Genomic DNA, 16,871 nt, shown 5'->3' on the forward strand with positions numbered 1-16,871 from the left:
CGCTTTATGTCGGCCGCCAGAGCTTAAGCAATAGCGCATTGGAAATCACACTCACACTGCTTAACGCCATGGCTGCACCAGCCAATACTGGGCTTAATATGCCCATCGCCGCAAGCGGGATGCCAACTACATTATAAATAAATGCCCAAAATAAATTCTGCCTGATCTTTTGATAACTGCGCTTAGAGATATCAATCGCGTGTGCGATTAAAGCCGGATCGCCGCGCATAAGCGTAATACCAGAAGTGTGCATCGCTACATCGGTACCACTAGACATAGCAACACCAACGTCTGCCATGGCAAGTGCTGGCGCATCATTCAAACCATCCCCCACCATAGCAACCAAGCCATCTTGCTTGAGTTGCGCTACGATGCTAGCTTTTTCATCCGGCAACACTTGCGCAAAATATTGAGAAATCCCCAATTGATGAGCAACATTAGCGGCACTGCCTTGGTTATCCCCCGATATCAGCACAGTTTTGATACCTGCCTTAGATAAAGCAGTAATCGCCTGCTGTGCTGTGGGTTTGATGCTGTCACCAAAGCTAAAAAAACCTAATAGCTTAGGTGCAAAATTATCTAGCACCCTCGCCTGCGCTATCCATGAAACACTTTGCCCAGATTGCTCCAGCAACAATGCATCTTCCTTATATTTAGCAAGGTTAACTTTCAACTCAGTCATCAGGCGCGTACTGCCAATATACAGCTTTTGTCCGCCAACCTCACCCACTACGCCTTTACCAGCCAACGCTTGTAATCCCTGTGCTAATTGTAGCGTTATACCTTTGGCCTTAGCGGCATCTGTCACCGCCTTGGCTAATGGATGCTCACTGCTCGCCTGCAAGCTTGCCGCCAACATCAACAACTGATCACTATCTAGTGCATCACCTTCTTTCGCAGTGGAGCGCAACACAAGCAATTTTGGATGTCCTTCAGTCAGGGTGCCTGTTTTGTCAAACGCTACGGTTTTAAGTGCATGTGCTAGCTCCAACGCCTCTGCATCTTTAATTAAAATACCATGCTGCGCAGCAACGCCAGTCCCCACCATAATCGCTGTTGGTGTTGCCAAGCCTAGCGCACATGGGCAGGCAATAACGAGCACGGTGACTGCATTAATAATGGCAGCCTCCCAATTGCCATTGTAAAAGCCCCAAACTAGCAAAGTAAGTGCGGCAATTGCCATCACTATCGGCACAAAAACTGCGCTGACTTTATCTACCAAGCGCTGAATTGGGGCTTTTTTTGCTTGCGCTGATTCAACCAATCGCACGATACGTGCCAATACCGTTTCAGCACCCACCGCAGTGGTTTTAACGTATAGCACGCCTTCCCCATTCATCGCGCCGCCAGTGACCTTATCGCCCATATTTTTAGCCACTGGCAGGCTTTCACCGGTAATCAGAGACTCGTCTACCTGGCTATCACCTTGCTCTACATTACCATCCACCGCAATGCGCTCTCCTGGCCGCACTAAAACCACATCACCAACTTTCACAGTAGCAATCGCGACTTGCTGCGTTTGCCCATTGCTAACAACTGTCGCAAACTCTGGCCTCAAAGTATTGAGAGCACGGATTGCCTGTGTTGTTTGCGATTTTGCGCGGCTTTCTAACCATTTTCCAAACAGCACCAGGGTAATTACTATCGTAGATGACTCAAAATACAAGTGGTGCAAAGCCCCACCGTGTGATGGGGTAAATAACAAATACACGCTTAAGCCGTAAGCCGCAGAGGTGCCGATAGCCACCAGTAAATCCATATTGCCGGCTCTGGCCTTGAGCGCATGCCAACCAGCCTGATAAAAACGCCAACCAAGCCAAAACTGTACCGGCGTTGCCAGCAACCACTGCAGCCAGCCGGGAATCGCCACTTGCCACCCTAGCCACTGCGCAACCATAGCAATCACCAGAGGCATTGAGAATAAAGCAGCCAACGCACTTGGCCACCATAAATGCTGTTTATCTTTATCTGCCAGATGTTCTACTCTATCCTGCTCTGCACTTAACAACTGTGCTTGGTAACCAGCTGCCACCACTGCATCAACCAACTGCTGAGTCATGACTTTATCTGTAGCCGTAACCTGAGCGGTTTCTAAAGCAAGATTAATCTCAGCGCTTGTCACCCCAGGCACTTTAAGCAGCGCCTTCTCAACGCGGCTCGCGCAAGAGGCGCAAGTCATACCGTTAATCGCGAAGGTCCGTTCATTATTTACTTGATTAGCCATGATTTTTTAGTATTGATAAAGATGATTATGTTGGTAATCCATTATAATCCTCGACTATCCAATTCACCCTCAACTTTTGTGTAGAAACGAGCAATCATGGCCGGCGCCAGTCTTTTAACACTGATTGATGATATTGCAACCATCTTAGATGATGTATCTGTCATGACTAAAGTTGCGGCAAAAAAAACCGCAGGTGTATTGGGGGATGACCTTGCACTCAACGCACAGCAAGTGGCAGGCGTCAACGCAGATAGAGAGCTACCTGTCGTTTGGGCGGTGGCCAAAGGCTCAGCAGTAAACAAAGTGATACTAGTACCGCTGGCATTGGTGATTAGCGCTTTAGCAAATTGGCTGGTAACGCCCTTGCTCATGCTGGGTGGTTTATTTCTGTGCTTTGAGGGCGTAGAAAAGCTGTTTCACAAGTTTTTCCATGCTAAAGAAGATATCCATCATGACCCTAAAAAATTGATAGGTCAGGATGAGAGCAAAACCTTAGAGGTGTTAGAACAAGAGAAAATCAAAGGCGCAATTCGCACTGACTTTGTACTCTCAGCCGAAATCATTGTGATCACCTTAGGTACGGTGGCAACCGCAGCATTTACACAGCAAATACTAGTGCTGACAGGGATTGCTGCCATAATGACGGTTGGGGTTTATGGCCTAGTTGCAGGTATTGTAAAACTGGATGATGGCGGCTTATACCTAGCCAGTGACAAAGGTCACACTTTACTGGCCAGCTTAAAACGTAAACTTGGTTTCGGCATTTTATGGTTTGCACCGCACATGATGAGGATCTTATCCGTGGTGGGTACGGCCGCTATGTTCTTAGTCGGTGGAGCGATTTTGGTTCACGGTATTCCAGTAGTGCATCATGCCATTGAGCATATCAGCGCTGGCATGAGCAGCGGCTTTTTACAAAACATCATGCCAACCTTATTAAATGGATTATTTGGTGTTGTTGCAGGCATTGCCGCATTGATGGCAATACTGATAATTAAAAAATTACTACCAGTTGCTAAAGCGAGCTAATGTTGAATACGACAGATTTTATTGGCTATTTATCCGCATTTCTAACGACATTTGCTTTTGTGCCACAAGCGCTACACTCTTGGAAAACCAGGGACTTATCTGGGGTATCCCTGCCTATGTACAGCATATTTAGTCTAGGCGTGTTCGGCTGGCTGGTTTATGGCATTTTGATGACATGCTGGCCGATTATTGTTGCCAACAGCATTACCTTCATGCTGGCCTGTGTCGTGCTTTATCTAAAAATCACACATGCCAACTCAACAATAGCTAAATAAATCCATATAGAAGTAAATCTATATAAGCCAGTCCGGTTTTAGTGCTTTAACAGGCCAAAGTCCGATAGAGACTGCTTTAAACCACTAGCCACAATGCGGTAACCCTCGGCATTAGGATGCACAGGATCAGCTTTTAAGCTATTCTTACCTAACACATCTGAAAACACATTTTCCACTAGCGGCGTATTGGTTTGCTCTGCCAGCTTTTCATACAAAGGGTGATCTTCAAGGCTGCCCAAGGCGGCGCTTATCGGGCTAAACTTTGGTATAGCTATCAATACAGTATTGATATTGCGTGCTTTGCTTTTTTCCAATATTGCGCGCAGGTTACGTACAGTTTCGGGTTCAGGAATGTGTCGCAAAAAGTCGTTACCGCCAAGCTCTACGATAAGTAAATCAATTTTCTGCTCGCCATTATCATGTGATGCCAACAAGGCATCAAGCCGTTCTAGGCCGTCCGCAGAAGTATTGCCTGGCACGCCAGCATTGATAATGCTCCAGCCCGTACTGCTACTTAACAGACTTACATAATCTTCACCATCCGCCGCGCCGGTACCGTAGGTTAGGCTATCTCCCAGCGCAACCACGTTAGCGTTGGGAGATAGCGCCGTAAACTGATGGCCTCCGCCACAAGCTGAAAAAAATAGTAAAACAGCTCCTAGCAAAAAACTTTTAATCATTGAATACTTATCCTATGCATTAATGCAGGGCGTAAACCAGCACTTCATCCCCAGCGGGGAAGCCAAAAATAGCATTACCGCCGGCAACTACAGCCACATACTGTACGCCATCAATCTCATAACTGATAGGCGGTGCATTCACGCCGGCAGTAGCTTTAGACTGCCAAACTTGCTGGCCCGTGCTGCTGTTATAGGCTTTAAAGTAACCATTGCCCTCACCCATAAACACCAAGCCGCCACGCGTTGCCAACAAGCCACCCATTAACGGCTGCTCGGTTTTTACTTGCCAGCGCATTTTGCCTGTGCTTAAGTTAATTGCAGATAGCACGCCCCAACGCGCATCATTGGTTGGCTCTGATGAAACGTATTGGATAGCAGGTAAATCACCCTTGGCTGGCTCTTCCACTAAGGTATATTTAATTGGTGCATGGATGCCCGCCACATAACTGGTTTGGCTGCTTTCATCTAATGCACTAGGGCTCCAGTTTGAGCCGCCCAGAATGCCTGGATACAGCACAGTACCTTCTTTGCTAGCCTTGGCAAACATATTGTGTTGCGGTACAAACGCATCTGATTTCGCTAATAAAACACCGGTTTTTCTATCGTTGACGTAGTACCAGCCGGTTTTACCCGCTTGGCCAACGGCAGCAATTTTTTTACCGTTTTTCACATAGTCAAACAGCACTGGCGGGCTTGCTACATCGTAGCCCCAAACATCATGCGGCACTTGCTGATAATGCCATTTAATCTTGCCAGTTTCAGTGTTTAAGGCAACGAGAGATACCGTGTATAAATTATCACCTGGACGAGATACATCATTCATCTGCGGTGAAGGGTTACCTGTGCCAAAAAACAAAGTATTGGTTTTGGTATCAATCGCAGGTGTCGTCCAAGCCGAGCCGCCACCAAATTTCCAGGCATCTTGATGTGTCTTCAGATTTTCTTTTTCAGCGGCAATGTCACGATTGAGTTGCACACCATCTGAGGTGGTTTCAGCAAAAGCCCCCTCCCAGCCCTGAGATGGAATGGTATCAAATTGCCAGACTTTAGCGCCGTTATGTACATCAAATGCAGCCATAAAACCAGAGCGACCATATTGACCACTCACCCCGACCACGGCGCCTAACGGTGCATCTATCCTAGGTTTATCAATGTGCAAGCCATAACCCACGCCAGTCACACCTACAATGACCTTGCCACGGTACACTACCGGTGCCATTGCGATACCAATACCAGTGCCGCCATATCTTTCTTTTTTGCTTTTAGCATCTGCCTTGCTGAGCAAGCCTGTGTTTTCAGTTAAAGCGGTATCTTCCGCCACATCAATGTCCCATAACTTAAGCCCGGACTTTGCATCCAGCGCGATAAGTCTAGCATCTACAGTACCGATAAACACTTTGCCATCGCTCACTGCCACACCGCGACTAGCCGGCCCGCAGCACATTTTCCAATCTGCTTTACGGTTGTGCTGATAACGCCAAATTTCCTTACCGGTTTTTGCATCCAGTGCGACAACGTGGTTATAAGGTAAGGCTACATACATCACCCCATTCTGCACGATTGGAGTAGCTTGGAAACTCGCAGATACGCCTGTTTTAAACGACCAGGCTAGCGATAGCTTATTGATATTTTGCGTGTTAATTTGCGTGAGAGGTGATAAACGCTGGTTGGTGTAATCTCTGCCATGTAGCGGCCAATCCTTTTCTGTAGAGGCTGTATGCTGATTACCTAAGCCAGAACATGCAGACATTGTAACTGTGGCAACCACTAGTAGCGGACTTAACCGCCCCAAACTCAATTGCTTATACATGAAAAACATCCTTTTATTTAGCCTAAATTGGCAAGACTTAATTAAAGTATACAGATGTGTATAGTTTTTGCCAACGAGCTGTACGGCTAATTACCTTATCTCTGCCAATTCACCAATATAGCGCTATACTCACCGACAGGGAGCATCAAATGCTGTACTGTAATTTATATAAGCCATTTAACCAAAGTATTGCATAAGGGGTTTGCATGAACGAGCGGATTCAACAATTACTTAACCAAATTACCGAGCTTGAAGATGATTTACGTACCGCATTAAATGAACAGCAATCCACCATATTTTTTCAAATCAAAGGCAAGCGCGTTGAGTTTGAAAAGTCAATGAAAGATACCCACAAACGGCTTAAAAGAAACTTTTTCACTTGGCTAGTCACCAACCGCCCACAAAACCTGATTACCGGGCCTATCATCTACGCCATGATCATTCCCTTAGTGATTACTGATATTTTCATCACGTTTTATCAGTTCACGTGCTTTCCCATTTACGGCATCAAGAAAGTACGCAGGGCTGATTACATCATTTACGATAGACAGCAACTGCACTACCTAAATTTCATTGAAAAATTTCATTGCACTTACTGCGCTTATGGCAGCGGTATGATTGCATACATCAGTGAAATCGTGGCTCGCACAGAACAGTACTTTTGTCCGATTAAGCATGCCAGAAAGATACTGGGCACGCACTCACGCTATGCGCGCTTTATTGATTATGGGGATGCTGAGCATTATCAGGAAAGACTTGAAGAATACAGACGTGCGCTGAATAAAGAAAAGTAAATTAATCACATAATTTAAACAGAAAGCACCGCAGCACTAGCGGATTAGACACGATGTTTAATTCGCTTAATAATTAATGCAATGAGTAATTAATTTATTCAGTTATTGCGGTAATTAGTACCGAAAAACTCCATCATTAAGAAGTCTTCCAAACCGGCATTGTCTTCTAACCGAGCAGACTGCGTGACCGAGCGTGCAAGTCGACGAGACTCCCAAGTAAAATCACCTTGATAATGCTCACGAATTAACGCAATCATCCGTTTTATTATCATCAAGCGAATATCCTGGCCGCTGCCAGCCTCTACTTCAAAGTACTGTAGTTTGGCGTTGCTATAGTCATTAGTCCAGCCTTTAAAGGCAAAAGTCGCGTGACGTGAGCTTTTGCTAGTAATCTCAAAAATACCATTGGTACCGCTTTTAAAGTTGTTTTTAATACGTTCATCACGCATTTGCTCTGCACTAGGTCCGCGCTCCTTGGCAATTGCCTCCGCATTTTGCCGCGCTGCGTCGTACTCAGTGCCCTGCCTGCTGGCCTGTACCGCTTTCATATAGGAAGCCATATCCGGAAACTTACTTGGGTCTAGCTTATTTTCCTGCACCGGCGGTGGAGGCAATGTAGGTGTATCAGGCACTTTTAGGCTGGAATCAGCCTTGGTGGTTGGTACATTAATAATGGGTTTATGCTTTTCTGGCTTAATTGGCGGCGTTTTCTTAACGGGCTTTGCTATAGTCTCGTTTTTTGGCGGTTCGATTTTGGGCTGAGGTGCAACCGCTGGCTTTTGTGGAGGAGCCAAACTAACCTCAATGCTACTGGCTGGGCTGGCTGGTGGCTGATCAAACTCAACTTTGGGCGCAAAAAAGAAAATTCCCAAATGCACCAAGATTGAAATAATAATCGCGAGCAAGGTGTTACGGCTGACGTTCACACGTATCAGCGGTTCGCTAACAGGCTTGAATTTAAGCGCTCGCGCTAAAAACTCATCAAAGTTTTCTTCGACATGATTGCTATCAACTTGGCTGCTATTGGTTTGATTTAGGTACATGAGATAGGTAAAAGAGCGTTAAAAGCGCATATCTGCCCAAGTTTTTTCCAGACGCTTAAGCGATACGGGAAACGGTGTTTTAAGTTCTTGCGCAAACAAAGACACTCGTAGCTCTTCAATTAACCATCTAAAATCCTGCAAGTGCTGCGGGATGTCTAAATGTGCGGCATGCAAAGCGCTCACCTTATCCTGCCACTTCTGCCAAACCAAGCCCACACTTGCAGCATTTTTACCATCACGGTCTGGGTTAGCCGGGTGCTTCTCAATACGCAATCTGAGTGCCTTTAAATAGCGCGGAATATGCTGCAATTGCTCCCAAGGTGTTTGGTGAAAACAACCCTTATATACTAACAAACCAATTTGCTGCTCTAAATCACGCTTTAACCTATTGGCTGCGGCGCCCATTTGACCTTGCTTCTGCACCAACAACTGGTACTCAGTGGCAATAGCCTGTGCTTGCCGCGCTACTGCTTGCGTTACGGCAGGCAAGCGTGTTCTGGCGCGTTGTTTTAGCACCATAAACTCGGCATTGGTGCGCGGCAACTCATCTTCACCAATAAAGGCACGGTCTGCGATTGCTAGAATCATGTCCTCACGCAAATCATCGGCCTGCATCACATTACGTAAAACTAGCGCGTATTGATTAAAGTTTGGCAGACTTTTTTCCAACTGTTTCATCTGCTCTTTTAATTCGAATCGCATCAAACGGCACACACCTCTACGATGGCTAAGCGCAGCCTCACGCTCCGTATCAAACAGCTTCACGGCGATACTGTCATGCGCATCTTCCAGTGCTGGATAGCCTGTGACTTTGAGGCCATCACGTTCGAAACTAAGCGTTTGTGGTAAGTCGCCAAAGTCCCATTGTTTTAAACCCGTTTTTTCAATATCTGGCGAAGTGTTTCTAAAAGTAAGCTGTGCAGCCGACCCCAGTTGTTTTTTCAGGGCATTCCAGTCACGCCCCATGGCCAGTTCCCTACCGCTATCATCCAGCACGCTGAAGTTCATTAGATGGTGCGGCGGTATATCGCTCAGGTCCCAATCTTCTTTACTAATTTTAAGCGTGGTTTTACGCTGTATGTATGAAGCTAATGCGTCTAGCATGGGCTGAGAAAATTGCTCGTTCACATCATCTAAAAAGCCGGTAACGAACTCTGGCACAGGAACACACACTCGCCTGAATGTTTTAGGCAACGCTTTAATCAAATAGGTGATTTTCTCGCGCAGCATGCCCGGCACTAGCCATTCGGTTTGCACTGGGTTTAACTGATTCAACAAGGCAAGCGGTACCGTGGCGGTCACGCCGTCCAGCACGTGCCCCGGCTCAAAACGATACTTCAAATTGGTTTCAACCCCATCTAACATGACTTTCTCAGGAAACTGCACTGCGGTAATGGCATCTGCACCATGGCGCATTAAGTCATCACGCGTCAGATACAACAGCCTTGGCGATACTTTTTCCGCATCGGTGCGCCACTTTTCAAAACTGGCGGCATTAAAAATATCAGCAGGTATTTTGGCATCATAAAAAGCAAAAAGTTTATGCTCATCCACCAATACGTCTTGGCGGCGCGCTTTATGTTCCAGCTCTTCAACCTCGGCAATCAAGCGCTCATTCGCGCTAAAAAAGGCCGCTTTGGTATCAAACTCGCCATTGGCCAATGCTTCGCGGATAAATATCTCACGGGACTCTACCGCGTTAATCGGGCCATAGTGCACACGACGCTTGGGGATAATGGTCAGGCCATACAGGCTCACACGCTCCCAAGCGTTAACCATACCCATTTTTCTATCCCAGCGCGGGTCTGAATAATGGCTGTCGGTGAGGCCTCTGGCAAGCGGTTCTATCCAGTCTGGCTCAATCTTAGCCACACCACGTGCGTACAGTTTAGAAGTATCGACCAACTCGGCTGCCATCACCCATTTTGGACGAGTTTTCTTAAGTGTAGAGCCTGGCGCCACATGGAAGCGGATACCGCGTGCACCCGCGTAAGAATCACTATCACCATCTTTAAAACCAATATTGCCTAATAACCCAGCCAGTAGCGCTTTATGGATTTGCTCAAAGTTCGCTTCTTGTTCATTCAGCTTAAATTCCATCTCTAAAACGATATCTAGCAACTGCCCGTGTAACTCACGCCATTCCTTCAAACGTAAGAATGATAAAAAGTTGCTATGGCACTGGTTAAGTAAGTCTTTATTAGATTTTTTAGTTTTAAGCGCATTATCGAAGAAATCCCACAGCTTGAGATAGCTCATAAAATCTGAGCCTTCACCTGCAAACTTGGCATGTGCATTATCGGCGGCTTCACGCTTATCCATGGGACGTTCACGTGGGTCTTGTATGCTGAGCACACTGGCAATAATCAATATTTCTCTTAAGCAATGCTCACGCTTGGCGGCAAGTATCATGCGCCCCACACGCGGGTCTAACGGCAGTTTGGCTAATTGCAAGCCAGTATCGGTAATTTGGCGACGTGCATCTACCGCGCCCAGCTCTTGTAATAACAGGTAACCATCAGCGATTAAACGTGATGAAGGTGCCTCGATAAACGGAAACTCGGTAACATCACCCAAACGCAGTGCGGCCATGCGTAAAATGACCGCGGCTAACGAGCTACGTAAGATTTCCGGCTCAGTAAACTCTGGTCGACCATTAAAATCTTGCTCAGAATATAGACGCACACAGATACCATTTGAAACCCGGCCGCAGCGCCCTGCTCGCTGCTTGGCAGCTGCCTGGCTAATCTTCTCAATTTGCAGTTGCTCAACCTTGGCGCGGGTACTATAGCGGTTCACCCGCGCTAAACCTGCATCAATCACGTATTTAATGCCAGGCACGGTGAGCGAGGTTTCGGCCACATTGGTTGCCAGCACAATGCGTCTGCTGCTATGGCTTCTAAATATCTTCTGCTGATCTTCAATACTTAAACGGGCAAACAGCGGCAGTACTTCTATATGCTTAAGCTTGGCGGAGCGGCCTTGATATTTGCGCAAATGGTCTGCTACATCACGGATCTCACGCTCGCCGGGTAAAAACACCAGAATATCGCCATCACCTTGGCGTAATAAATCATCGGCCGCATCTAAAATAGCCTCTTCAATCGCCTCTTCTTCATCATCTTCTTCCAGCCAGCGTGCTTCTGTTTTGGCTTTGCGTGCAATGCCAAAAATAGTGTCATCATCCAGATCAAATTGTGCGTTCTCTGCTTCAGCCACTTCACGCGCACGGAAGCCAGCTGCGCCCAAAGGACGATAGCGAATCTCTACCGGGAAGGTACGCCCGGAAACTTCAATCACGGGGGCGCCATTAAAGTGCTGTGAAAAGCGATCAGCATCAATGGTAGCTGAGGTGACAATCACTTTTAAATCAGGGCGTTTAGGTAACAGCTGTTTGAGGTAACCCAGCAGAAAGTCGATGTTGAGACTACGTTCGTGCGCCTCATCAATAATGATAGTGTCGTAAGCGTTGAGAAACTTATCGCCCTGGGTTTCCGCCAGCAAAATACCATCAGTCATCAGCTTCACGTAGCTGGATTCAGATAGCTTATCGTTAAACCTAACCTTGTAGCCCACCGCTTCGCCTAACGGCGTTTTAAGCTCTTGGGCGATGCGGCTAGCGACCGATCTTGCAGCAATACGCCGCGGCTGGGTATGACCGATAAACCCAGAAACGCCGCGCCCTAGCTCTAAACAAATCTTGGGTAACTGTGTGGTTTTACCTGATCCGGTTTCGCCGCATACAATCACCACTTGGTGTTTGCTGATGGCGGTGGCGATTTCCTCCCGTTTTCCGCTTACAGGCAAATCTAACGGATATTCTGGCTTAGGCAGTTGTGCTAAACGCAATTGGTACTTTTGCTGTGAAGTGTGCATTTTTTGCACTACTTCATTCACCATGCGCTGCACCTTGGCTAATGACCTTTCATCTGCAAGTTTTTGCAGTGTTTTGATCTCTTGCATTTTGCGGCGTAATGCATGCCTATCAGCCAGCATGCAGCTATTTAGGGCGTGTTCAAAGTTAGTGGGAATTAAATTATCAGGTTTACTCACGTTCATAGGCGCAAATTTTAACATGCCATGCTGTTCTACTTTAATAATCATACAAAAGCATTTGTAAATGACACTTAATTTACAAAGAGTGCTAACGATTTGACTTACATCAAGCTGCTTTTATAGTAAATAAAATACCGTAGCCCATAGTAATTAGATTATTTGAATTAGGCGCGGTAACCAATGCCCGTAGAAAAATTAGCATCATCAGCCGTATTATATTTCTCTAGGGCTGGCAATATGTTGAATGAAAGGCTTTGCTCAAGGCTGTCATTCAAACACCCCAGATTTATCGTTTTTAATATCATGCTGTCATTGGGAATGCTCATCATTTCCTCAGCGGCAATGCTCACGAGTACAGAGCAAAGCAAAATCTCTGCTCATACATTAGAACAAACCTACCAGTTACTGAATCTATCTAAAAACCTACAAAGTGGATTTTATGACCACAAATCCCTAATCAACCAGTATCTACACAACCCAACCCCCAGCCTTCTAGAAAACTTGCAGTCAGTACGCTCCAATGTGTTCGAGTCACTGTCCACTATAAAAAAAATGACGGGCGAAAACATTGAAATGCAACGCCAGATTAGTAGTGTCGAAGAAGTTTTCAGAGAGTCCATTGAGGAGTCTGAGTCTATTTTACCGACTAAAGGCGGCTTAGTAATCGTTGGCCCCAGTATTTCTATCATTACCGAAGGAAACATCAATCATCTCACTAATTTATTGACTTCAAAACTACATACCTTTGATATCACCGTGCAAAACAGATCAAATGAGCGTCAGAAGTTTGCCTCTCTTAAAGTTGGTCTAGCGCAAACAGTAATGCTAGTTAGCTTGCTGATTGGTATTGGCATTCTGTTTTACACACTAAAAACCTTGCGTGATGAAATGACCAAACGCATTGAAACAGAAAATAGATGGCGATTTGCAATTGAGGGAACAAGTGACGGCGTTTGGGATTGGAACCTAGAAACCAATAAAACGTATTATTCAAGCAAATGGGCAGAGATCCATGGTTTAAGCAATAAGATTATCAATAATGATATGGACACTTGGGAGAGCAACATCCATCCTGAAGATAAGACGCGCGTTTTTTCAAGTGTACTTGATTACTTAAACAGTAAAACAAAAACATACAGCAGTGAGCATCGTATTATTGATGAACACGGAAACATCAAATGGATACTTGAGCAAGGGGTAGCTGTTGCTCGTAACGCAGCTGGAGAGCCCACACGGATTATTGGTGTGCTAAGAGATACAACAGAACATCAACTATCCAGACACGCGCTGCAGGACAGTGAATCACGCCTTAGAGGATTACTTACAGCAATTCCAGATTTGGTTTGGTTGAAAAGCCCTGACGGTATATACCTCACTTGCAACTCTCGCTTTGAGAAGTTTTTTGGTAAGAAAGAATCTGAGATTGTCGGGAAAACTGACTACGATTTTGTAGATACTGCGCTTGCCGAATCTTTTAGAAATAACGACAGAAAAGCGATGGAAAGTAGTGTGCCGTGCATTAATGAAGAGTGGATTACATTTGCAGATGACGGACATGTTGAGTTATTAGAAACCACAAAGACTGCAATCTACGATGAACAAGGCAACGTTACAGGTGTTCTTGGCATTAGCCACAACATTACTGAACGTAAAAGTATAGAAAATGAGCTGAAAATTTCAGCATATGTATTTGAAGCGCAAGAAGGAATGATGGTCACTGACTCAAAAAATGTAATTCTTCGTGTCAACCATGCATTTACCTCTATTACTGGTTATCTTGCTGAAGAGGTCATTGGCAAAAACCCCCGCATACTTAGCTCCAGTAAAGGTGATGCCAATTTTTATAATGCCATGTGGGAAAGTATTGCCAATAAAGGTTCATGGAGTGGGGAAATATGGAATCGTCGTAAAAATGGTGAAATTTACCCAGAATACCTCACGATTACTGCAGTATAAGACCAGCATGGCACGGTGACTAATTATGTAGCGACAATGGCTGATATCACCTCTAACAAGGCTGCTGCAAAAGAAATAGAAGTGTTGGCATTTTATGACCCACTAACGCTGCTTCCTAATCGTCGATTATTTACCGACCGTTTAAATCACGCCCTCGCCTCAAGTGCTCGTAGCCAAAATAAAGGGGCTTTACTATTTATTGATTTAGATAACTTTAAAAACCTTAATGACTCACTGGGGCATGCTGTTGGTGACATGCTTTTACTTCAGGTTGCGGAAAGGCTCAACAACTGCGTGCGAGAAGGCGACACTGTGGCTAGACTGGGTGGCGATGAGTTTGTGGTTACCTTAGAGGATTTAAGCCTGCAGTTAGATGAAGCGGCATCTAAAACAAAATTAATTGGAGAAAAGATTTTACACCAGGTAAGCCAGCCTTACAATTTGGGCGGTCATGAGCACCAAATCACCTGCAGTATTGGTGTGGCATTGTTTCATCATCACGAACAGTCGCAAGATGAATTACTTAAACAAGCTGACATTGCTATGTACCAGGCCAAAAAAGTTGGACGTAATGCGATATGTTTCTTTGACCCAGGAATGCAAACTAGTATTAATGCACGTGTTGAACTTGAGAGAGATCTGAATATCGCCATTAATGAGCAGCAATTTGAGCTGTTTTACCAAATACAACTAGACATCCACGGTCAGGCAATCGGTGCGGAGGCCCTCATTCGCTGGCCACATCCAGAGCTAGGGTTAATCTCACCAGCCAAGTTCATCCCACTGGCAGAGGAAACTGATCTAATTATCCCTATCGGCTCATGGGTACTTGATACAGCCTGTGCTCAACTAAAACAATGGCAAAAAGACACATCAACTCAAGGTTTAGTACTATCTGTGAATGTAAGCGCAAAGCAGTTGCATCAAGTTGACTTCACCTCTACCGTGCAAAATACGATTAACAAGTATGCAATAAACCCTAATTTACTCAAGCTCGAGATTACTGAAAGCATGCTGCTTAACTCGATTGAGGACACGATTAACATCATGAGTAGATTACAAACCATTGGCGTTAGATTTTCACTCGATGATTTTGGTACAGGTTACTCTTCACTCCAATATCTAAAACGACTCCCACTTAATCAATTAAAAATCGATCAATCATTTGTGCGAGATATTACAGTAGATGAAAGCAATCGAGTGATTATTCGTACCATTATTGCTATGGCACAGAGCCTTGGTTTAGAAACGATTGCGGAAGGGGTAGAAACTGAAGCCCAGCGCACATATTTACTCACAAATGGCTGCACACACTTTCAAGGCTATCTGCTAGGAAAACCTTTACCAATACATGACTTTGAGTCAGCACTTAAATCTTAAAATAGTGTATCTAGTAACATAATAGCGCAGAATGTCATAGTAAATTTAAGCTTTGGCAGCTTCTTGCAAGCGATTGCTTAGCTGCTCAACATCAATCATTTGTAGCATAGTCTCCTGTGAACTAGAGTGAACCAAAGATTTCACTACCTAGTTGTAAGCTGAGCTTTACGGCCCAATTGGCGAACCTGCTCCATCACAACATCCATCATTTCAACTAGCGGGAAACGTTTCCCCGTAGAAACAATCACTGATTTATTCGTATCAGAAAATAAAACCTACCAATTAGTTAATCATGAACAACTAATTGGTAGGACATCTAGAAAAAACCAATAATCATTGTGCCTCAACAACCCATGTCATTAACTTCAACACAATAGGCCTTACAAAAAGTATGCATATAAAGGCTGATGGCATAGCTAATGTATAGGCATGGATAACACGTAGCAAGTAGCCAGCACCAACACCACTATTAGCAGCTACAATAATAGTGCACATTAAAAATGCCATGATGGTAGCCATAAAGAATGCGAACACGTAGCCAGTGTATCGGTGATGAATTTTCATCATAGTCCTAGAAAAGAATGATTAGGCTGCAACTTTAACGCTTAACTAAAATGATGCATAGACCACTAACACTACACTCAGTTTAAATATAAACTATCGAATAACCACATAAACTCGATAGCCATATGGATACATTAAGAAGTATTGAAAGTTTTGTTAAAGCAATAGAAGGAGGGAGTATTGCTGCCGCCGCACGTATGCAAGGCATTACCCCTGCGGCTGCCAGTCAGAATATTATCCGGCTTGAAGCTTCACTGAACGCTCGTTTGCTGACTAGAACAACGCGAAGTTTAGCCTTAACGGAGGCTGGTGCAATCTATTATGAAAAAGTGCGGCTTGTTATCAATGATATTGAAAACGCTCAGTCATTGGTAACAGAGCTTCAAGGTGAACCTCAAGGACGGCTAAAAATAGCAACATCCGTGGCATTCGGTCGACATGTACTTTCCACCATTATCCCGTCATTTACTGCCATGTATCCAAAACTATCGATTGAACTGATTTTGACCGATCAGAATATTGATCACGTCAAAGAGGATATCGACATCAGCATCAGATTCAAGCAACAATTAGAGCTTGGCTTGGTTGCAAAGAGAATTGCCGTTGTTCCTGTGCTGTTTTGTGCATCTCCGACTTATATTAGTCGTAAGGGAGAGCCGCATACACCTGAGGGCTTACAACGACACGACTGTCTCATGTTCCGCATGCCCACCAGCGGGCGATTATTAAACTGGGGCTTTTTGCGTGACGAACTACGCTTTGAGCCTGAGCTTAAACCGTCCATTATCAGTAACGATATCAATTCGTTAGCAGAGTTAGCGATCGCCGGCGCTGGCATAGTAAGACTTGCTGCATTTATTGCCAACCCTCTCATCAAGAATGGACAATTAATCCCATTGTTCCAGCGTGATACAAACAATCCTTCAATTATGCATGCGGATAACGAACCACTGGAGTTTTACGCCTGTTTTCGTGACCACCATGCCATGACGTTAAAAGTTAAAACATTCATCAATCATTTAACCTCTGCCCTGCCCGCCAATTGGGATGTAATTTAATA

At 45.0% G+C, this 16,871-nt stretch carries 12 protein-coding genes; 6 read left to right on the forward strand and 6 right to left on the reverse strand.

Annotation, left to right across the window (positions count from 1 at the left end; translation table 11 throughout):
* Positions 1 to 4: 4 nt before the first annotated feature.
* Positions 5 to 2,224, reverse strand: a complete 2,220-nt coding sequence (locus MMOL_RS06145; RefSeq protein ID WP_015832151.1) for a heavy metal translocating P-type ATPase — start codon at positions 2,222 to 2,224, stop codon at positions 5 to 7.
* Between the two features lie 96 nt (positions 2,225 to 2,320).
* Here MMOL_RS06145 and MMOL_RS06150 point away from each other — a divergent pair, with 96 nt between their 5' ends.
* On the forward strand, positions 2,321 to 3,253 hold the full coding sequence (locus MMOL_RS06150) for a DUF808 domain-containing protein (protein WP_015832152.1): 933 nt from the start codon (positions 2,321 to 2,323) through the stop codon (positions 3,251 to 3,253).
* Positions 3,253 to 3,528: a SemiSWEET transporter gene (locus MMOL_RS06155; RefSeq protein ID WP_015832153.1), complete on the forward strand. Its 276-nt coding sequence runs from the start codon at positions 3,253 to 3,255 to the stop codon at positions 3,526 to 3,528. The genes MMOL_RS06150 and MMOL_RS06155 overlap by 1 nt, the downstream gene beginning before the upstream one ends.
* 38 nt (positions 3,529 to 3,566) lie before the next feature.
* Here the strand turns inward: MMOL_RS06155 and MMOL_RS06160 are convergent, their stop codons facing one another.
* Both MMOL_RS06160 and MMOL_RS06165 read right to left on the reverse strand, forming a co-directional pair.
* Positions 3,567 to 4,208, reverse strand: a complete 642-nt coding sequence (locus tag MMOL_RS06160; RefSeq protein ID WP_015832154.1) for an arylesterase — start codon at positions 4,206 to 4,208, stop codon at positions 3,567 to 3,569.
* A gap of 19 nt (positions 4,209 to 4,227) precedes the next feature.
* Positions 4,228 to 6,018 carry a pyrroloquinoline quinone-dependent dehydrogenase gene (locus MMOL_RS06165; RefSeq protein WP_015832155.1) on the reverse strand — a complete coding sequence of 597 codons (1,791 nt, stop codon included), beginning with the start codon at positions 6,016 to 6,018 and terminating at the stop codon, positions 4,228 to 4,230.
* 206 nt (positions 6,019 to 6,224) lie between these two features.
* Here MMOL_RS06165 and MMOL_RS06170 point away from each other — a divergent pair, with 206 nt between their 5' ends.
* Positions 6,225 to 6,812, forward strand: a complete 588-nt coding sequence (locus MMOL_RS06170) for a hypothetical protein (RefSeq protein ID WP_015832156.1) — start codon at positions 6,225 to 6,227, stop codon at positions 6,810 to 6,812.
* Positions 6,813 to 6,910: 98 nt separating this feature from the next.
* Here the strand turns inward: MMOL_RS06170 and MMOL_RS06175 are convergent, their stop codons facing one another.
* Both MMOL_RS06175 and hrpA read right to left on the reverse strand, forming a co-directional pair.
* On the reverse strand, positions 6,911 to 7,855 hold the full coding sequence (locus tag MMOL_RS06175) for a hypothetical protein (protein ID WP_015832157.1): 945 nt from the start codon (positions 7,853 to 7,855) through the stop codon (positions 6,911 to 6,913).
* A gap of 18 nt (positions 7,856 to 7,873) precedes the next feature.
* Positions 7,874 to 11,959, reverse strand: a complete 4,086-nt coding sequence (gene hrpA / locus MMOL_RS06180; RefSeq protein ID WP_015832158.1) for an ATP-dependent RNA helicase HrpA — start codon at positions 11,957 to 11,959, stop codon at positions 7,874 to 7,876.
* A gap of 132 nt (positions 11,960 to 12,091) precedes the next feature.
* On the opposite strand from hrpA, the gene MMOL_RS06185 reads away from it, so the two are divergent.
* Positions 12,092 to 13,867, forward strand: coding sequence for a PAS domain-containing protein (locus tag MMOL_RS06185; RefSeq protein ID WP_015832159.1), 1,776 nt, complete (start codon positions 12,092 to 12,094; stop codon positions 13,865 to 13,867).
* 36 nt (positions 13,868 to 13,903) lie between these two features.
* Positions 13,904 to 15,247, forward strand: coding sequence for a putative bifunctional diguanylate cyclase/phosphodiesterase (locus MMOL_RS06190; protein WP_015832160.1), 1,344 nt, complete (start codon positions 13,904 to 13,906; stop codon positions 15,245 to 15,247).
* 333 nt (positions 15,248 to 15,580) lie between these two features.
* Here MMOL_RS06190 and MMOL_RS06195 read toward each other — a convergent pair whose 3' ends face one another.
* Positions 15,581 to 15,814 (reverse strand): DUF2798 domain-containing protein, encoded by a 234-nt coding sequence (locus MMOL_RS06195; protein WP_015832161.1) that lies wholly within the window; start codon positions 15,812 to 15,814, stop codon positions 15,581 to 15,583.
* A 122-nt stretch (positions 15,815 to 15,936) separates the two neighbouring features.
* On the opposite strand from MMOL_RS06195, the gene MMOL_RS06200 reads away from it, so the two are divergent.
* On the forward strand, positions 15,937 to 16,869 hold the full coding sequence (locus MMOL_RS06200) for a LysR family transcriptional regulator (protein ID WP_015832162.1): 933 nt from the start codon (positions 15,937 to 15,939) through the stop codon (positions 16,867 to 16,869).
* Positions 16,870 to 16,871: the final 2 nt, after the last annotated feature.

This window comes from Methylotenera mobilis JLW8 (assembly GCF_000023705.1).
Taxonomy (GTDB): Bacteria; Pseudomonadota; Gammaproteobacteria; order Burkholderiales; family Methylophilaceae; genus Methylotenera; species Methylotenera mobilis.